Here is a 17,984-nt window from a genome sequence, read left to right as displayed (position 1 = left end):
ACATGGCGATATCCGAAGAACAGGCCAAAGAAATCGAGGCACTGTGCCGCGCGATGTCGGTCACGCGCATGGTCGACTATGGCATGACGCGCGATAAGGCACAGCTCGCACATCAGCGGGTGCGCGAGGGGAGGCCCTGGGACCTCGTGCTTGAAGAGATGGCGCACGAGGAGGAGCGCCTTGCCGAGGTGGCCGATGACGCAGCGCTTGCCCGCGAAAGCTGGCACGCCGCTGCTGTGAGCCTGATCTTTGCTCAAATGGCCTTCAATGCGGATGGCGACCGTAAGCGGGAGCTCTATCGCCGGATGACCCAGTGCTTCGCGCGCTTTGCTGCGCTGTCGAATTACCCGGCGACGAAGGTGGAAGTGCCATACCGGCAGGGGACGCTGTTCGGATGGCACTTTCAACCGGTCGAGGAGCGGACCCGTGCGAGCGTGATCGTGTTAGGGGGCATGAGTGGCTGGTCCACGGCCTATCGCTCGATGGCGGAAGCGCTCTGCGCGCGAGGGATCGCGTGTTTCCTGGTAGATGGTCCCGGGCAGGGCGAGAGCAGGCTTGAGGGAGGCATCCTCGCCGATGAGGACGTCGCAAGCGGTTTGAGCCGCTTCGTCGATCTTGCCCTGATGCGTTCGCCTGGTCAGAGGATTGGGCTGTGGGGCAACAGCTATGGCGGGCTGCTCGCGGCACTCACCGCCATCCGCGACACCCGCGTGCGCGCCTGCTGCATTAATGGTGCGCCGGCGCGCACGGAGGTGCCGCCGTTCCGAACGGCGCAAGAGCAACTCGCCGCGATGTTCGGCTGCCACGATCCGGATTTGCTTGCCGAGCGCGTTTCCGCGCTTGTCTTCGACGGCCGCGTTTCTATCGCCTGCGCGACGCTGGTGCTGGAGGGCGGCGCCGATGCGCTGGTCAAACCGGGATCTCAGAGTGCGTTTCTCGAAGGCAACACCGATCCCCGATCGCGCCTCAAGTCCTGGCCAGACGGCGAGCACACGCTCTATAACCATCGGGACGAGCGAAACACGCTAGCAGCGGACTGGTTTAGCGCGGTGCTCAGATTGTAGCCGGAAGCGGCTGGAGCGAGATTCGCATCGGGCCAAGCCGGTTCGAGCGTCGGGTCCACGAACGGCTCGGCCACCTGCACTCAAGCAGAGTCGCCTGCACTCAAGGTGTGCCTTTCTGCGTTGGAGGGCGGGGCTCGTCAGCTTCTCGACAGCCAGGCGGGGTAGGCAACCTGATCTGATTTGACTTCGGACACGGAGGGTTGGTGTGGACCTAAACTATTCCAATCGATTCGATCCAGGTCATTGGCAGGCCGACGATGCCATGTTGCAACAGCAGGAAGTGGGGCGGTCCGGGTCAGAGGACTTTGAGCAGCACTTGCACGAGGCGCGCCGAGCCGACTCTCTTCGCTCCGTATTCGCCGGCTCGCGGCGTTAATCAGCCAGGTGCCGGCACAGTTCTAGGACCTCGGGGCCCTGCTTCCCGTGCCTCAGCACAATCGCCGTCCTCATTGTTGTCTCCTTTCAAATGAGAAAATCAGTCAAAGATGCTGCTCAGCCCCTCCTGCCGCTGCGCAAAGAGAGAAACTCAAGAGTCGTGCCAACTGCGCAGAAAGAGCCCTAGAAATACCGTTCTGTGTATTTTTTTTGACGGCTTGATTGCTAGCGAGCCGGCCCGACGGCCTCGGCGGTCAGATATGCTCGGCAAATGTCTCGACGCGGCCGTGCCGCAGCTGTGGGCTCCGGCGCGCGCGTGGGATGCTGTCGCCCCTCGGCGATGAAGACAGGCTTCAGTCGGAAAGTTCGGCGAGAACCGCAGGAGCATCGACGAAGGCGAACGCATTAAGGAATTGGCGTCCCCAGAGGAAATTGCGGTCGACCTCCGTCAGCGATGCGGCGTCGCATACCTCATTCCAGGATGTCTTGATTGTCTTGATCTGGCGAGCGATCAGGTCGACGGCATCATTCTTGTTGAGCAGGAACAACGGAGCCGCTTCAAGGCAAACTGAAATTTGGCTCGTGCGGTGATTGCCTACGATAAGCATCGCCTGCGTTGTTTCTCCGACCGTCCTGGTTTGTGGACAGATGTCGTAGACAGGCGTCAGCGTAAGATCTTTTCCATTCCAGAACGCCGCGTGGTTGCGGGCATGATCGTCCGTGTTGCCGCACAGGATGTTGAACACCATCCGGCCGTACAACTCGCGTAGCGTCTCCTTGGGCGAGGTGAACCGGTGGCGGATAATGGTGGCAAGATCTTCATAGCTTGCGTAGCGCGCCATCAGTTCATCGAGCCCAAGCAGGGTCAGGGCTGACACCATGGCACGGCGCTCCCATCCGCCATTGGCCTTTTTCCGATCAAAGCGCTCGATCAGCAGCACATCTTTGCCTGCGGCGCGCTCGAGGCTGACCGAAGCTGCGGCGAGCCCCGCTTTGGCGGCCAGTCGCATGGCCACGAACTCGCCTTTCACGACATTGTAAAGGTCGTTCTGCGAGGAGAACTTGACGATGTACTTCGTCCTGTCTGAAGTAATCGCCGTCTTGGGCCGGGCGCCGCCGATCGAGCTTCCGTGCAGGAGCGCGCGATCGAGGTCTTGCGTCAGCGGCTCTCCTTTTTCGACGAGTGCGGTCGCGGCCTGAAGCTCTTCGAGCGAGGCCGCTGAAGCTTCCCTCGGGACGTACTTTTCTGCGGAGGACTGAAAATCGAGGGCTCCAATGCGGTCCGAGCCGGATTCGAGCAGATAGGTAAGTTCGTCGATCTCCGCCGCATCAATCTCCTTGCCGCTCTTCCCGAATTTGCGATTGATGATGACGCGGCGACCCCAGGCATCAGGGGCGGCGTCGCGGATGCAATTCGGCATCATCAGCCCCGGCGTCAGTGGAATGGTGCCGCGGCGTAAAGGCAATTCCGGATCGTAGAGTGCAATCGCGTTGTTGCGCGCGAGATAGCTTTGGCCGTAGTTGAAGAGGAACTGATTGCCCGAAGCGAACAAGCGGCCGGCTACGACCGGCACCGTCTCGCCGGGCAGCCAGACCCACACATAGGTTTCAGTCGGCTTCTTGTCAGAAGCTGTCATCGGGTTTCGCGCGCGGTGTGTGGACGGCTTTCGGCATCAGCGTCATTACGGCTGTATTCGATGCGAGAGCGCTGGTCAGAGCGCGTTCATCGGCAGCAAACAGCGGCACGCCAACGATAGCGGCGGCTTCGAAGACGGCGCCCAGCGTGCAGCCGAGATCTCCGTTCTCGATTCGCCGCAGGAGTCCGCGAGAAAGGCCCGCGCGGTCGGCGAGTTCTTCGGCCGTCATCTTCCGGTCGATGCGCGCCTTACGAATGAGCTGACCTAAAAGGACAGCCGCCTCCTTTGCGTAGCGGGAATAGGGTCTCGTTTTCTTCATCATCACTGAGCCATTAATGGACCTTATGCCCCCAACTGGGCCATTTATAGCCCAAATCGAGAATTGTCAATGATTTGATCTATAAATAGACCGCAATACGTAGAGATGGCTCATTAGTAAGCCAATAGATTCATGGACAAAGCCCATTTTGGAATCCCTCCGTCTATTGAGTGCGGCGATGCGGCGGCGATTTCCCCCTAACTTGCATGGGTTTTGCTGGGCTGTTAACGCGAGCAAGCTACAAGCAAGCTACCCACCCAACTGTACCGGCGTTACCCGAGACTTAGCTCGACAAGGTCGCGGACCAGCGCCCCTCACCAAATCCTGACGCACCGGCTCACCAACTAGGGTCAGCCCTAGCCGCCGTCCATGAATGTGGGGGGCATTGAACGCTTCGTCGCGGTGGCGTCCAGCTCGCCACTGAGAGGCAGAGCCTCGTCCATCGTTCAATCGACCGGCCGCGGATAGCCCACCGAACGGATCAAACAAGGGTGCTCTTTCTGGTTCTGGCTCTTGTCGCGATGGCGTGGATGTCGACGCGGGATTTGAACGCGCTAGGACTGATTGGTTCGTCCCTTGCATCCAGGCCAAAGTCCGAGGCGCCGAGGGCTCGGAGCACCAGTTGCAGCTCTGCACGCGGGTGACCGTGCTCGGCTTCGATCACCGCCGATGCGTTTGGCCAGCGTTGACTGATCAAGCTTGAGGCGCTTGCCCCAGTCGCAGATGAGAGCGCCGATGTCGGCGGGAGCGCACACAAGCATAGACGCCGCCGCGATCCAAAGTTGCACGATCCGCTCGCCGTCGGCGGCGGACATGGTTCGTGCGCTATCCCATGATTGTTTCCTATGGACGGTCACTAATGAAAAACCGTTCCATGAGCGATGAACATCTCAAGGCGCGACGCCGCGAGGCGTCTGCCTGTCATCATGGCGCATGGCATGAGTTAGCGTCCAGCCACGGCGGTACGAAGGCATCCCCCCGTCGAGCGCTCCAGATGTCTGTTTTGCTTGCGACAGCTGGTCTTGATGAGCAGCATGCGGACCTCGGCAGCCAGTCAAAAGGCCGCTCCAGCATGCAGACGAAATCGCGAGGACCAGTGATCCTAGCGGGTGCGTGCGTTGCCCCGAGAAGGGGCATGGCGAGGGTTTTAGAAAAGCTTATGGGACAATAAGCAAGAGTGCTCCTGACTGTCAGAAAATCGGCGAAAGTCCTTTCGACGAACAAGAGAGACGTCGGCTGACGATCGTGAGCTTTGCGACAAGGTCGTAGGCATTCAGCCAGTGAGGGTTCTCATTCGCGCAATAAACGTCGCGTCTGATGAAAAATTACAAAATCGGATTATCTCCAACGTCGGAAAAATAGTTCGTCTTCGACTCGCGTAGTCGAGACTTCTCTGAGACGATGGTCACGCAATGATGACAGCCGGGGACGCTCATGATGCGCAACAATATCGTCGATCAGTTGAGTGATTTGACCAAGCCCACAGCTGGTCGATGCTGTTGCGCGTGCCTGTGTTGAAGCGGCTGAAATGCGCGCGCGCACAGGAATGTATCTGAGACGGCTGTAGCGCGCTTCTGAATCAATAGCCTAAACGACGACTATGACAACACGTGAGCCGCGCCCGTCTTGATGGGCGTGATGGCACAACGCTGCCCAACTCAGATCGTCGCTCTTCTCCACGCAAGCCTAATTCTTGAGGGACAAACAGGATGACTGTGAGCAACAATCCGATCAAATTCGCTTATTGGGTGCCGAACGTATCCGGCGGCCTTGTGATTTCTTCGATCGAGCAGCGCACCAGCTGGGATATCGATTACAATCGCAAACTTGCTCAAATCGCCGAGAAGTCTGGCTTCGACTATGCCTTAAGCCAGATCCGGTTCACCGCAGGTTATGGCGCCGACAAGCAGCACGAGTCCGTCAGCTTCTCCCACGCGCTCCTTGCCGCGACCGAGAAGCTCAAGGTTATCGCCGCTCTCCTTCCCGGACCTTGGAACCCGGCGCTTGCGGCAAAGCAGATTGCGACGATCAGCCAGCTCACCAATGCACGCGTTGCGGTCAACATCGTCTCGGGCTGGTTCCGCGGCGAATTCCATGCGATCGGCGAGCCCTGGCTGGACCATGACGAGCGCTACCGCCGCTCGGAGGAATTCATCACCGCGCTACGTGGAATCTGGACCGAAGAAAGCTTCACCCTGAAAGGCGACTTCTATCGGTTCAACGACTATTCGCTCAAGCCAAAGCCGCTCGATCCGTTGCCGGAGATCTTTCAGGGTGGTTCTTCGCGAGCAGCCCGCGACATGGCAGCCCGTGTATCCGACTGGTATTTCACCAACGGCAATACGCCGGACGGCCTGAAGGCCCAGGTTGAGGACATCAGGACCAAGGAACAGGCTTTCGGCAAGGGCTGGCGCACTAAGATTGGAATCAATGCTTTCGGTATCGTCCGGCAAACAGAAGATGAAGCCAAGGAGGTCTTGCAGGAGATTATCGATAAGGCGATCCCCGATGCGGTCCGCGGATTCCACCACGAGGTCCAGAATGCCGGCAATGCCAGCCCCGAGCGCGAGGGCAACTGGGCCAAATCCACCTTCCAGGACCTCGTTCAATACAATGATGGCTTCCGCTCGAACCTGATCGGAACCCCGCAACAGGTCGCCGAACGCATTATCGAGCTCAAGGGCGCTGGTGCCGATCTGATCCTGCTCGGCTTCCTCCATTTCCAGGAAGAGGTCGAATATTTCGGCAAGCATGTGATCCCACTCGTTCGGGAGCTCGAGGCGAGCGCGCCCGTGCGGGCGCAAGCTGCCGAATAATCGAGTTCGTTATGGAAGGGGGCCAAGTGGCGGGGATTGCGACAGGAGCGGCTGCGCTTGGTCTGGAGGACGATTCTCCCGACAAACATGTCCGTCACGCGAGGCAAGAGCGCGGCAAGGCGATTGTGAGCCGCGCGGAGCCTGTTACGCTTCAAAGTCCGGTCCTCGGACTTTCGAACATCTCGCTGGGCTTCGGCGGTGTCGCAGCACTGCGCGATGTTGATTTACAAGTCGCCGGGGCCGAAATCCGTGCGGTCATTGGGCCGAACGGGGCCGGCAAGAGCTCGCTGCTCAATGTCGTCAGCGGACTCTATTGTCCCGATCAAGGCGAGGTGTGGTTCGGCGAGCATTCGTTCCGTGAGGTGCCGACGTCAAAGCTCGCCGCCCACGGCGTGGCGCGGACATTTCAGAATCTCGCCCTGTTCAAGGGATTTTCGGTCTTCGACAATGTGCTCATGGGGCTTGCGCACCGTGTCCGGGCAGGCTTTCTGCGGCAGATCGTTGGCTCGCCGCTGGCGCGGCGGATCGAGGCGGAGAACCGGTCGGCGGCGAAGGAGATCATCGGCTTCCTGTATCTCGATCACGTTCAGGACAGTCTAGCCGGAACGCTGCCTTATGGCGTGCAGAAGCGCGTCGAGCTTGCGCGGGCGCTGGTGGGCCGGCCAAAGCTCCTGCTCCTGGACGAGCCATTCGCCGGTGTGACGCTGACCGAAAAGCAGGAGTTATCGCACTACGTGCGCAAAGCCCGCGATAGCTTCGGGGCCACCGTTGTCCTGATCGAGCATGACATCGGCCTCGTGATGGGGCTGTCCGACCGCGTGGCCGTGCTCGACCACGGACGGAAGATAGCCGACGGCACCCCTGAGGAAGTCCGAGCCGATCCGGCCGTGATCGATGCCTATCTCGGCGACCACGGGAACGATATGGAGTTTGCGATTTGATGTTCGACTATCAGTTCTTCATTGAGGTGCTGATTGGTGGCCTGCTGTCGGGAGTGATGTACTCCCTGGTCGCGATCGGCTTTGTGCTGATCTACAAGGCCTCCGGCGTACTCAATTTTGCCCAAGGCGCGATGCTGCTGTTCGCGGCGCTGACCTTTGTCAGCCTGGTTGAACGCGGCGCGTCGCTTCCCGCGGCGCTCGTGGCAACGCTGGCCACCATGATCGTACTGGGCCTCGCCATCGAGCGCACGGTGTTGCGGCCGCTGGTCAACCAGCCCCCGATCACCTTGTTCATGGCGACGCTCGGGCTCTCCTACGTGATCGAAGGCGCCGCACAGCTCCTCTGGGGCACGCAAGTACATGGGCTCGACATCGGAATCAGTGATACATTCGAAGTCGCCGGCGTGCTGATCAGCCGGTTCGACCTGTTCGCGGCCGCGGTTGCGGGCAGCCTGGTGGCGGTGTTTGCGCTGTTCTTTCGCTACACCCGCACCGGACTCTCGTTCCGTGCGGTCGCTGACGATCAGTTTGCAGCGCTTGCAGTCGGCCTGCGGCTGCCACGTGTTTGGGCCGCAGTTTGGACAGTGGCCGGGATCGTGGCGCTGGTCGGCGGGCTATTGTGGGGCGCGCGGCTCGGTGTGCAGTTTTCGCTGTCGTTGGTTGTGTTGAAGGCGCTGCCGGTGCTGGTGCTCGGCGGCTTTGATTCCATCCTAGGCGCGATCGTCGGCGGGCTTGTGGTTGGGGCAATCGAGAAATTGGCCGAAGTCTATGTCGGGCCCTCCTTTGGAGGTGGCATCGAGACCTGGGTAGCCTACGTCGCGGCACTTGCGCTCCTCTTGATCCGGCCATCGGGCCTGTTCGGAAAGAAGCTGGTGGAGAGGGTATAGGCAATGGCGATTCCCGCCTCCAGCAAATCAAGCTGTCCGTCGGCCGAAACTCTCTGGGGCGCGATTGTCTTGATGGTCGCCTACGGTGTCGTTCCGTTCGTCGGATCCGACTATCTGCTCGATGCAGTGCTGACGCCGTTCCTGGCGCTGGCACTGGCCGCCGTGGGGCTCAACGTTCTCACCGGATACACCGGACAGGTCTCGCTCGGCTCGGCCGCCTTTCTCGCGGTCGGCGCGTACGCTGCCTATAACCTTCATCTCCGCATCCCGAGCTTGCCGCTGCTGATTGATCTGGTGCTGGCGGGCGGCATCGCTGCTGCCGTTGGGATCCTGTTCGGATTGCCCAGCCTACGGCTGCGGGGGTTCTATCTGGCGGTATCGACTCTCACTGCACAATTCTTCGTTCAATGGGCGCTCACCAAATTCGGCTGGTTCTCTAACGACAATCCGTCCGGCGTGATCGATGCACCCGTTCTAACCATTGCGGGCATTTCGTTCACGAACGCTGCGGAGCGGTATGTCTTTTCGCTAACGATCGTGGTTATCTCGACCTTGCTGACACTGCGATTGCTACGATCCCAGTCAGGCCGTAACTTCATCGCGGTGCGCGACCATGAGGTCGCGGCCAAAGTGATCGGCGTGCCACTGCTTCGAACCAAGCTGCTCGCCTTCGGCATCTCGTCCTTTCTTATCGGCGTTGCCGGCGTTCTCTGGGCCTTTGCTTATTTGCGCACAGTCGAGCCGGCCGGCTTCAATCTCGACCGTTCGTTCCAGATTCTGTTCATCATCATCATCATCGGCGGGCTCGGCTCGTTGCGCGGCTCCTTCATCGGGGCGGCCTTCATCGTTGTATTCCCGCTTCTGCTGTCGCGCGTCGGGGCGGCTCTGCTCGGCAGCGTCTTTGATTCCGGCATTCTGGAGATGAGCCAACGTATCGTGATCGGTGCGCTCATCATTGGGTTTCTGATCGCAGAACCACGCGGGCTGATCGCCTTATGGGATCGCACCTGGTCTACCCTTTGGTCTGCAAGGCGCACGGCAGCGCCGACTTGTTCTCTTACTCAAAGGAGCTTGCAATGAGCAAACTAAGACGCTTCAAATTGATCATGGGGGCGGTACTCGCCGCCGGCCTTGCCAGTACGCCGGCGGCCCACGCCGACGAACAGTTTTTCCCGCTGCAGAGCTACCGCGTTGGTCCTTATGCCGCCGGCGGCACCGGCTTCTTTGGCGGCTTCATCGACTACCTCAATCTGATCAACATCCGCGATGGCGGCGTCAATGGCGTGAAATTGACCTGGGATGAGGGCGAGACCCAATACGAAGTCGAGCGCGGCATAGAGGTCTATGAGCGGCTGAAGAACCGTCCCGGCATCGCTGCGTGGAATCCACTGTCGGTCGGCATCGCCTATGCCATGATCGACCGCATCACCAAGGATAGGGTGCCGCTGATCACGATCAACCATGGTCGTACCGATTCGACCGATGGCCGGGTGTTTCCTTACGTCTTTCCGCTGCTGCTCAATCCCTATAGCGAGACCTCTGGAATCATAAACTATATCGCTTCGAGAGAGGGCGGCCCGGACAAGCTGAACGGCAAGAAGATCGTCGTGCTCTATCATGGCTCGCCCTACGGCAAGGAGACGATCCCAATCTATAAGCTGCTCGCGGACAAGTACGGCTTTGGCCTGGAGCAGATCGAGGTTCCGCATCCGGGCAACGAGCAGCAATCGCAGTGGCTGTCGATCCGACGGGAAAAGCCGGACTATGTGGTACTGCGCGGCTGGGGCGTGATGAATCCAGTGGCCTTGAAGACCGCACAAAAGGTCGGCTTCCCAGCCGACCACATCATCGGCAATGTTTGGTCCAATTCCGAGGAAGACGTTATTCCCGCGGGTGATGCGGCCAAGGGCTATATCGCGATTACGACCCAGGCGTCCGGCGCCGAATATCCGGTGCTGCAGGAGGTGATCAAAACCGTCTACGGCGCGAACAAGGGCAATCTCGACGACAAGAAGCGGATCGGCAGCGTCTACCACAATCTCGGGATTGTAAACGGTATCCTCAATGTCGAAGCTGTCCGGATCGCGCAGGCCAAGTTCGGCAAGCGCACCCTAACGGGCGACGAGGTTCGCTGGGGCTTTGAGCACCTCCAGCTGGATCCGGCGCGGGTGGAAGCACTGGGCGCGAAGGGGCTGTTTCATTCGATCAACGTTACCTGGAACAATCATGAGGGTGACGGCCGTGTCACGTTTCAGCAATGGGACGGCAGCAAGTGGAAGGTCGTCTCGGATTGGATCGCGCCCGACTGGGCGTTCCTCCGGCCGATCATCGAGAAGTCGTCGACGGCCTATGCCAAGGAGCATGGCATCAAGATCCGTACCTCCGGTGATGATCCGGTGAGCCAGTGGTGAAGGGATAGGCGGTACCTTTCGGGAGCGTCAGCCCGCGCAACGGTACCGCCTTGGGATGGATGGATCCGGCATGAGTGACATTCTGCTTTCAGTTGAGGGGCTTGCGGCGACGTACAATTACGTCATCCGTGCCGTGAACGAGGTATCGTTCGCGGTTCGGCGCGGCGAGATCGTCGCTCTCCTCGGCGCCAATGGTGCGGGCAAATCGACAACGCTTCAGGCGATCTCGGGCCTCTTACCGGCGCGGCGCGGTCAGAGAGCTGCCGGGCGGATCGCTTTTGAAGACCGCGACATCGCATCTGCGTCGCCCGCCAAATTGGTCCGATCCGGGATCGTTCCGGTGCTTGAAGGTCGGCATTGCTTCCTATCGCTGACCGTCGAAGAGAACCTTATTACGGGTGCCATTGGCCGAGAGGCCAAGTCTCGCATGATCCGCACGGATCTGGAGGAGATCTACGAGCTTTTCCCGCGACTGAAGGATCATCGCAGGTCTATCTCGGGACTAACGTCGGGCGGCGAACAGCAGATGACAGCGATCGGCCGCGCGCTGATGTCGCGGCCGCGGCTGTTGGTGCTCGACGAACCGTCCATGGGGCTCGCCCCGCTTGTCGTTGAGGGCATTTTCCGAGCGCTGAAGCGGCTCAACAGAGAGCGGGGCCTCTCGATCCTGGTAGCTGAGCAAAATTCGACGGTCGCGCTACGCTTTTCCGACCACGCGGTCGTTCTCGAGAACGGCCATAGCGTCCTGTCCGGCGCATCAGTCGCCTTGCGCAACCGCGACGATATCAAGGCGCTTTACCTCGGCGGCTCACTGCAAACAGACTCCACTAAGAAAGTGCTGACGCACGCCGTTGCCTGAATTCGTCAGAAAAAAGGAGAGACTAACTATGGCCGTAGCCAAGCTGGTACACAATTTCGACCATGACCTCTATTCCCGGCTGGATGCCGCCGTCGATGCGACCGTAAGGGTCAATGCCGATCGCAACGATCTCGAAAGCCGCTTTCCCAAAGAGAATCTGGAGGCGTTGGCGGAAGCGGGCTGGACCGGCGTTTTGAACGAAACCCGGTTTGGCGGCCTTGGCCTAGGCCATATCGATTTTGCCGAAGCTGCCTATCGTATTGGCCAGGTTGATGCATCGACTGGCCTTATCTACGTCATGCATGTCGGCGCGGCTCAGACCATCAATCTATATGGCAGCGACGACCAGAAGGAGCGCTGGCTCAAGGCGAAGAACGGTGCCTTGCTGGGTACATATTCGACCAGCGAACGCGCGACCGGGGGACACTGGTGGTATAATCTATCGGAGGCATCGCGCGACGGTGACGACTATCTGCTCGATGCCAAGAAATCCTTCACAACGAGCTCCGGTCAGGCTGACTTCTATGTCGTGCAGACACGTACGCCCGGCGCCAAGGATCAGGCCGACATTGTCTTTTTCATCGTCGACGGCAAGTCTCCCGGGATCGAATCGAAGCCTTGGAACGCCCTCGGCGTGCGCGCCAATCACTCGGGGCCCATCCAGTACACCAGCGTGCGGGTACCGCAACGGGACCGGCTCGGCGCAGAAGGACAGGGGAAGGAAATCATCTACAACGGTGTCTCGCCAGTCTATCTGATCGGGCTCGGGGCCGTCTGGGAAGGCCTGGCGAGGGGCGTGTTGAATGCGGCCGTCAAGCACACCGCAAGTTTCGTACACAAGGATCGGAACAAAAGACTTGCGGACTATCAGGCAATCCGACAGGAGCTCGGTGTGGCCAAGGTGCTCGTCGAATCGTTGCGGCCGTGGCGCCTTGAACTAGCTGCAAGGCTGGACGAACTCTGGCGCGTCGGCAAGCCGCAAAGTGAAATCCTGATCCCGCTGACCGAGTTCAAGGTGCACGCCGCCGAGGTCGCGAACAAGGTCGCCGCCGCTGCACTGACGGTGACGGGAGGTTACGGCTATCACCGAGGGCCGATCGAGCGTTCCTTCCGCGACGCTCGTGCTGCCATCGCAATGGGGCCGTCCAACATCATTGCTCGGGACTGGATTGGCAAATCGCTGGTCGGCCTTCCGCTAGAGCTGTTCTACGAAGGCGGAGAATAGTTCGAACTAAGCCTATCCGGTTGACGCCCACACCGGCTAGTGCTAGTTTCAGACCACTGGAGATGCCGCAATGAACGAGACTTTTCGAAGTTCGGAAATACTGCGGCTTGCGGCCAAGTACGTGTGGTGGACGCCGCCCGATATTGTTGCGTCCGACGGAATGTCTAGGCTCGTTGCTAATGTGATGGAGATGGGTACCTGGGAAGACGCTTCCGCGCTGATCGAATGCGTCGGAATTGATATGTTTAGGGAAGTTTTAAAATCTCCCCCAGTTGGCGTAGTCTCCAACCGATCGCTCGCTTTTTGGCATTATCGATTGGGCGGGCATGGAACACCGCCGAAGTCGCGTCGCCGGTTTTCCTGACGCTGGAATTTGCTTATGGTGTTTACGCCGCGCCTCGACATTCTACCCCCTGCTCAACGCAGCCTATGGCCTCATCTCGCCCAAGTACCTGGCCACTTTGTTCTATATGGCGGCACGGCGATTGCGCTTCGCCTCGGACATCGCCAATCCGTCGATTTCGACTTTTTTTCGGACGCTGATCTCGACGACGGACAAAAGTACAACCTGCTGAACGAAATCGCGTGGCTCAAAGGCGCCTCCGTACTGCAAAACGAGAAGGATACGTTGACAGTCAGCGTCGATCATATGGGCGCGCCGATCAAGGTGTCATTCTTCGGGGGCGTGAAGAACGGTTGCGTATGTGAACCGGACAAGACCGACGACGATGTCCTGTGCGTCGCGTCGATGTACGACTTATTCGCACATAAGCTGATTCATGATCGGGGCGAAGCCAAGGATTACCAGGATATCGCTGTCATACTTGCAAACGGGCAGAGCCTGCCGCGCGGACTAGCCGCGTTGGAGGCCCTTTTCGGGTCGAGTGTGCCTCCGATGATCACGTTGAAGTCGCTGACCTACTTCAACGACTTGAACGAGCCGTGGCGCCTTACCGACGATATGAAGTCCACGATAACGATGGCCATAAGCGGTCTCCCGAAATCCTGGGGAAGGATTTCCATTTTCTCGCGGACGCTTTGTTGCCAGGAGTCCAAAAATCCGAAGCCATAGTCGCAGCTTGATGGATATTTTTCAGCGCGACGACCTGCCGTTCCCGCAGTCTCTGCCTGAGTTTCAGCGATTGTTCCCCGACGACGCGGCTTGCGCTGGCTACCTCGAAAAGGTCCGTTGGAAGGATGAGTTCGTTTGCCCTCATTGCGGAGTTTCCGGTTCACCATTCCGTTTCACCAACCGCCCCGGGGTCTTACGCTGCCGCAACTGCCGGAAGAATACAGGGCTAACTGTGGGCACGGTGATGGAGCGCTCGCATACGCCGCTCAGTGTTTGGTTCTGGGCAGCGTATCTTGTCTCTAGTCAAACGCCCGGCATGTCCGCCGCGCAGTTCCAGCGCCAGATTGGATTAAAGCGCTATGAGACGGCATTCCAGATCCTGCACAAGTTGCGCGCCGGGATGGTGCGGCCGGCCCATGACCGCATCGGTGGGCGCGCCAACGAGCATGTCGAAGTCGACGAAACTTGGGTTGGCGGACGCACGCGCGGCGAAGGCAGCGGCGTCCACCACAAGACGCTAGTTGCGGCCGCTACCGAAGTACGTCAACGTGTACCGGGGACCAAACGCGACGCGCGCAGGAACGGACGCTACGCCGGGCGGATCCGACTCGCGGTCATTCCGGACCGCAGCGCCGGATCACTGTGCGGCTTTGTTGAACAAGCCGTCGCGCCTGGGGCGAAGGTCGTCACCGACAATTGGTCCGGGTACGCAGATCTCACCAAGCTTGGGTATGACCATCATGCAGTCGCGGAACGGAGTGATCCGCGAGTCGCCGAGGAGCACCTGCCGATAGTTCATCTGGTGTTCGCCAAGTTGAAGACTTGGCTGATCGGCACCCACCACGGCGTCAGCCCGCAGCACCTGCAAGCCTACCTCAACGAGTTTACCTTCCGGTTCAATCGGCGATTCTATCCATTCAACGCCTTCCGCTCCCTACTCGGCATCACCGGCGAAGTGACCGCGCCGACTTACGAAGCGCTTTATTCCGGCGAATGGCGTCACCCTACATGTCGCAACGATGGGTGAAAACCGAATAGGCATAGTTCGAACTTCGCAGGGCAACCCGCGGAGCATTGGAACCTCGTGCATGCCGCGGGAGATGCGGCGATCAGAATCGGATAGTGAACGGCACGTTACGGCGCCGGCCAGCCGGGGTGACGAGCAGGCGTTGGGAGTTCTTCATGAGCGCACGAGTTGGACGGGCCGACCGATCCGGGCCGGGATCGGAATTCAGCGTCGTACCGAAAGCGCAGATCATCAGGTCCGATGCCGAAGCCATCGACATCGCGCACAAAGTGGCCGCCGAACTTGCGCTCGAGGCTCCAGCGCGCGATCGCGAACGGCGTCAGCCGGTAGCCGAACTTGATCGTTTTTCATCAAGCGGTCTCTGGGGCATCTCCGTGCCGAAATCTTATGGCGGGGCGGGCGTCTCGTTCGTGACGGTTGGAGAAGTGGTCAAGATCATCTCGGCTGCCGACCCCTCGCTTGGGCAAATTCCACAAAGTCATCTGAGAGTCCTGGACCTACTGCGACTGACCGGCTCCGAATAGCAGAAGAACTTCTGGTTCAGTAAGGCCTTGCAAGGTTATCGCTTCGGTAACGCGGTCTCGGAAGCCAAAAGCAAGCATGCCGGAATTTTCGAGACAACGATGACCCCTGATGGCGACGGATATCGTATCAATGGTCAGAAGTTCTATGCGACCGGGGCCCTAGGCGCCGCTATGGTACGCGGCTGCGGATTCGTTACGATCGCGCGGTCTAGCAACACGGACGTTTCACACTGCGGATGGTCTTGATGCTCAGTGGGAACTCTGGCTAAATCGCGCGCGTTCAACTTGGAGTTACCGTGGTGGCGATAGGTACTGTGAAATGGTTCAGCGCAACTAAGGGCCACGGCTGTATCAAGCCGGATGATGGCGGCCCTGATGTCTTCGTGCACATTCGTGCCGTTGAAAGGGCCGGCTATAGCGAGCTGGCAGAGGGTGCAAAGATTAGCTATAAGATAACGACCGGACGTTCTGGCAAAGTCGCCGCCGAAAATCTCCGACTTGGATAGTCTTCCTCGCGCAAACGAAAATCAGCCAACCATTCCTCGTTCTGGCTCCGCCTCCGGCTTGTCCGCGAGGCGTAGGTTCGGCCTCAGCATATCCCCCCGGAGCCCGCTGAGGCCGTTTCCTTGTTTGGCGCTGTAATTCCTCGAGCCCTGAAGAGCGCGGCCAATTGTGTGGGGTTCGTTAACGGACGATGCCCTGAAGAAGTCTGAGCGCTGTTTTTGGCTTGAATCCCAGCTCGCCGCGACCAGGAGCAAGGAGCTTTGGACAGCCTCTCTTGGAATTCCCGAACGCATCATCAGAATGGCTTTTGCCGCTCGTTTCGCCAACTCACGAACCAAGCTCCGCTTTCACCGTGCCGCTGGCGCCCGGTCGCCCCCAATTCATAGGATGCGAGCATCATCTCAGTCGAGGAACATCTGATGGCTTTATTCGGATGAAAAGCTGCGCGGTTCCCGCGACAAAGAGCAGAATTTCGGCGGTATATGGCCTACTACCGTGAAGTTTCGTCTGTGTTGCCGGCTACTATTTGTGCATAGGGCCCAAGCTGGCGCTGAAGAACCGGCTATTCCTTGAGATCGGCACTCAACAATTGCTGATCTCAGTTGTTTTGATGCATCGTGTTGCCTGAGCCCATTTTCGATCACACAAGAAGGTTACGTACGTTTCGGCCGAAGTGAACACCAACCGTGATTGGCGACACCGAGACCTGCTGGGAACAAACAAGACGCCAGATGCAAATGAAAGAAAGACTCGATCGAGCCGTTAGTGACTTCATCTGGAATATCGTCGAGGTGCATTCCATTCTCGAGGAAATACACAGGAGTTGGGCTCAGCTATTAGGCATAACCGAGCCGCAGTGGTTGATCTTGATGGCCATTGACGAACTCGACGACGGTGGAGGGGTCTCGGGAATAGCAGTTGCGAACAAGCTGCGTATCCATCCCGCCTTCGTCAGCCATCAAACAAAGCGACTCGAAAAGCTGGAACTCCTTGCCCGCGTGACCTCGCCTGATGATGCGAGATACCTGCGGATATCGCTGACTGAAAAGGCGCAGGCGGACATCAGGAAGCTGTCGATCAAAAGACAAGCTCTTAACTCTACAATGCTTGACGGGCTCGACGAGGAATCTCTTCACTACGTCAACAAACGGCTAACCTTGCTTGCCAAGAACAGCCGATTGGCATCTCAAAAGCTAAGTATCGGAATATTGTAGGCCTAATTGACGCAATGCTGAGCATCAGAGCCTGCTCGCTGGCACCATACGGGCTCTCCTTGGCGTGATCTTCGGGAGGCCACCATGATCTCGGATACGGAGGCCATCCGCTCCATCAATGCAAACCGCCGACCGGGCACTCAAGACACTCCGAATCCTGTCATCCGCGCCAATGGCCGCAAGATTGCGCACAACGGCGGCCCCTAAACGGCATTCGGAAAACTGCCGGTGCGACGCGCGCGAGCGAAGCAGCATCCGCTGCTGTTCCAGGGAGATCGACCATCTGCTTCATCGCGTTGGTTTGATTGACGCGCATCTGCGGAAACGACGAACGTCGGACTGTTCGGGCTGAAAGGCCTGAACTAGAACCGGCACGACGCTCGCAGGATCGCTGTTGCCGCATACGAAAACATCAGCGGCCGCGTAGGACCTCTCAGGCCAAGTATGCAAGGTGATGTGCGATTCCGCCAGCAAGGCTATTGCCGAGACGCCGTGACCCGGACAAAACTCATGAACATGAAGGTGGAGTAAGGTCGCACTCGCCGCAAGCACGGCTTTTCGGATTGCGTCTTCCGCAACGGCCGGGTCGTCAAGGTTCTTCGCTCCCCATAGGTCGATGAGCATATGCGTCCCACCCGAGGACAGAGCCGGCGGGGCTGCCTTCTCGCCATCAATAGTCATTGAGAATTCTCCATTGAATTATCGGCCCATTAGGCTGAGCTATTCGGGATTTGGATGACGAGGTGATCAGGCGCGCTCGGCACTTGGATGATTTCAACGCCGTCATTGAATCTGACAACCGCGACCTTTGGCGCTTATGTGTGCCTTAAGCCGCCGCCGGGTCCCTTATGCAGCAGCTCGAACACCATCGGCCTGGCGGTGGTTGGCATCAAGGAGCCCTTCGTCCGCATGCTCCTGTATTGCCCGGTGCCGAACAGGCTCTCGATGGAATTGGTGGTTAGCAAGAGATCCCTGTTCGGGGTGCGTCGCGATCCTTGACCAGGCATTCGAACGCCCGGCCGTACTTGGCGCAACGCTTGTCGGCCAAGACGTCGATCGCCCCTTCGGTAGACGCTCGGTTCGCGCCCAACAAACCTCGCGTCTTGCAG

At 59.0% G+C, this 17,984-nt stretch carries 18 protein-coding genes; 15 read left to right on the top strand and 3 right to left on the bottom strand.

Going from position 1 to position 17,984, the window contains the following annotated elements; translation table 11 throughout:
• Positions 1–2 precede the first annotated feature (2 nt).
• Entirely contained in the window at positions 3–1,064 is a 1,062-nt protein-coding gene (locus tag YUU_RS0124860; protein ID WP_156944500.1) for an alpha/beta hydrolase, read from the top strand.
• A gap of 728 nt (positions 1,065–1,792) precedes the next feature.
• On the opposite strand, the gene YUU_RS0124855 is transcribed toward YUU_RS0124860, so the two are convergent.
• Together YUU_RS0124855 and YUU_RS56625 are read right to left on the bottom strand one after the other, a co-directional pair.
• The gene (locus tag YUU_RS0124855; RefSeq protein ID WP_027524824.1) at positions 1,793–3,076 is read right to left on the bottom strand and encodes a type II toxin-antitoxin system HipA family toxin; all 1,284 of its coding nucleotides are present in this window, start codon (positions 3,074–3,076) and stop codon (positions 1,793–1,795) included.
• Positions 3,063–3,398 carry a helix-turn-helix transcriptional regulator gene (locus YUU_RS56625; RefSeq protein ID WP_245288084.1) on the bottom strand — a complete coding sequence of 112 codons (336 nt, stop codon included), beginning with the start codon at positions 3,396–3,398 and terminating at the stop codon, positions 3,063–3,065. The genes YUU_RS0124855 and YUU_RS56625 overlap by 14 nt, the downstream gene beginning before the upstream one ends.
• A 1,706-nt stretch (positions 3,399–5,104) precedes the next feature.
• Between YUU_RS56625 and sfnG the strand changes: the two genes are divergently transcribed.
• The 14 genes from sfnG (at position 5,105) to YUU_RS62385 (ending at position 17,082) form a co-directional block, all read left to right on the top strand.
• Entirely contained in the window at positions 5,105–6,211 is a 1,107-nt protein-coding gene (sfnG, locus tag YUU_RS0124840; protein ID WP_027524822.1) for a dimethylsulfone monooxygenase SfnG, read from the top strand.
• 11 nt (positions 6,212–6,222) lie between these two features.
• The gene (locus YUU_RS51675) at positions 6,223–7,152 is read left to right on the top strand and encodes an ABC transporter ATP-binding protein (protein ID WP_084801540.1); all 930 of its coding nucleotides are present in this window, start codon (positions 6,223–6,225) and stop codon (positions 7,150–7,152) included.
• Entirely contained in the window at positions 7,152–8,039 is an 888-nt protein-coding gene (locus YUU_RS0124830) for a branched-chain amino acid ABC transporter permease (protein ID WP_027524821.1), read from the top strand. The genes YUU_RS51675 and YUU_RS0124830 overlap by 1 nt, the downstream gene beginning before the upstream one ends.
• Before the next feature lie 72 nt (positions 8,040–8,111).
• Positions 8,112–9,119, top strand: a complete 1,008-nt coding sequence (locus tag YUU_RS51670) for a branched-chain amino acid ABC transporter permease (protein WP_371260502.1) — start codon at positions 8,112–8,114, stop codon at positions 9,117–9,119.
• Entirely contained in the window at positions 9,116–10,450 is a 1,335-nt protein-coding gene (locus YUU_RS0124820) for an ABC transporter substrate-binding protein (RefSeq protein ID WP_027524820.1), read from the top strand. The genes YUU_RS51670 and YUU_RS0124820 overlap by 4 nt, the downstream gene beginning before the upstream one ends.
• Before the next feature lie 70 nt (positions 10,451–10,520).
• Positions 10,521–11,309, top strand: coding sequence for an ABC transporter ATP-binding protein (locus tag YUU_RS0124815; protein WP_027524819.1), 789 nt, complete (start codon positions 10,521–10,523; stop codon positions 11,307–11,309).
• Positions 11,310–11,337: 28 nt separating this feature from the next.
• Positions 11,338–12,534 (top strand): acyl-CoA dehydrogenase family protein, encoded by a 1,197-nt coding sequence (locus YUU_RS0124810; protein ID WP_027524818.1) that lies wholly within the window; start codon positions 11,338–11,340, stop codon positions 12,532–12,534.
• 70 nt (positions 12,535–12,604) lie between these two features.
• Positions 12,605–12,898, top strand: coding sequence for a hypothetical protein (locus YUU_RS56615; protein WP_084801539.1), 294 nt, complete (start codon positions 12,605–12,607; stop codon positions 12,896–12,898).
• A 15-nt stretch (positions 12,899–12,913) separates the two neighbouring features.
• Positions 12,914–13,606, top strand: a complete 693-nt coding sequence (locus tag YUU_RS51665; RefSeq protein WP_035663245.1) for a nucleotidyl transferase AbiEii/AbiGii toxin family protein — start codon at positions 12,914–12,916, stop codon at positions 13,604–13,606.
• A gap of 10 nt (positions 13,607–13,616) precedes the next feature.
• The gene (locus YUU_RS0124800) at positions 13,617–14,633 is read left to right on the top strand and encodes an IS1595 family transposase (RefSeq protein ID WP_027524817.1); all 1,017 of its coding nucleotides are present in this window, start codon (positions 13,617–13,619) and stop codon (positions 14,631–14,633) included.
• A 155-nt stretch (positions 14,634–14,788) separates the two neighbouring features.
• On the top strand, positions 14,789–15,157 hold the full coding sequence (locus tag YUU_RS61340) for an acyl-CoA dehydrogenase family protein (protein WP_027524816.1): 369 nt from the start codon (positions 14,789–14,791) through the stop codon (positions 15,155–15,157).
• 299 nt (positions 15,158–15,456) lie between these two features.
• Positions 15,457–15,663 carry a cold-shock protein gene (locus YUU_RS56605; protein WP_084801548.1) on the top strand — a complete coding sequence of 69 codons (207 nt, stop codon included), beginning with the start codon at positions 15,457–15,459 and terminating at the stop codon, positions 15,661–15,663.
• A 684-nt stretch (positions 15,664–16,347) separates the two neighbouring features.
• Positions 16,348–16,875 carry a MarR family winged helix-turn-helix transcriptional regulator gene (locus tag YUU_RS0124790; protein WP_245288082.1) on the top strand — a complete coding sequence of 176 codons (528 nt, stop codon included), beginning with the start codon at positions 16,348–16,350 and terminating at the stop codon, positions 16,873–16,875.
• Between the two features lie 84 nt (positions 16,876–16,959).
• Positions 16,960–17,082: a hypothetical protein gene (locus YUU_RS62385; protein WP_256375297.1), complete on the top strand. Its 123-nt coding sequence runs from the start codon at positions 16,960–16,962 to the stop codon at positions 17,080–17,082.
• Positions 17,083–17,163: 81 nt separating this feature from the next.
• On the opposite strand, the gene speD is transcribed toward YUU_RS62385, so the two are convergent.
• On the bottom strand, positions 17,164–17,499 hold the full coding sequence (speD, locus tag YUU_RS51655; RefSeq protein WP_245288086.1) for an adenosylmethionine decarboxylase: 336 nt from the start codon (positions 17,497–17,499) through the stop codon (positions 17,164–17,166).
• Positions 17,500–17,984 lie beyond the last annotated feature (485 nt).

The organism is Bradyrhizobium sp. Ec3.3 (assembly GCF_000472925.1).
Taxonomy (GTDB): Bacteria; Pseudomonadota; Alphaproteobacteria; order Rhizobiales; family Xanthobacteraceae; genus Bradyrhizobium.
This window is presented reverse-complemented; position numbering and strand designations above follow the sequence as displayed.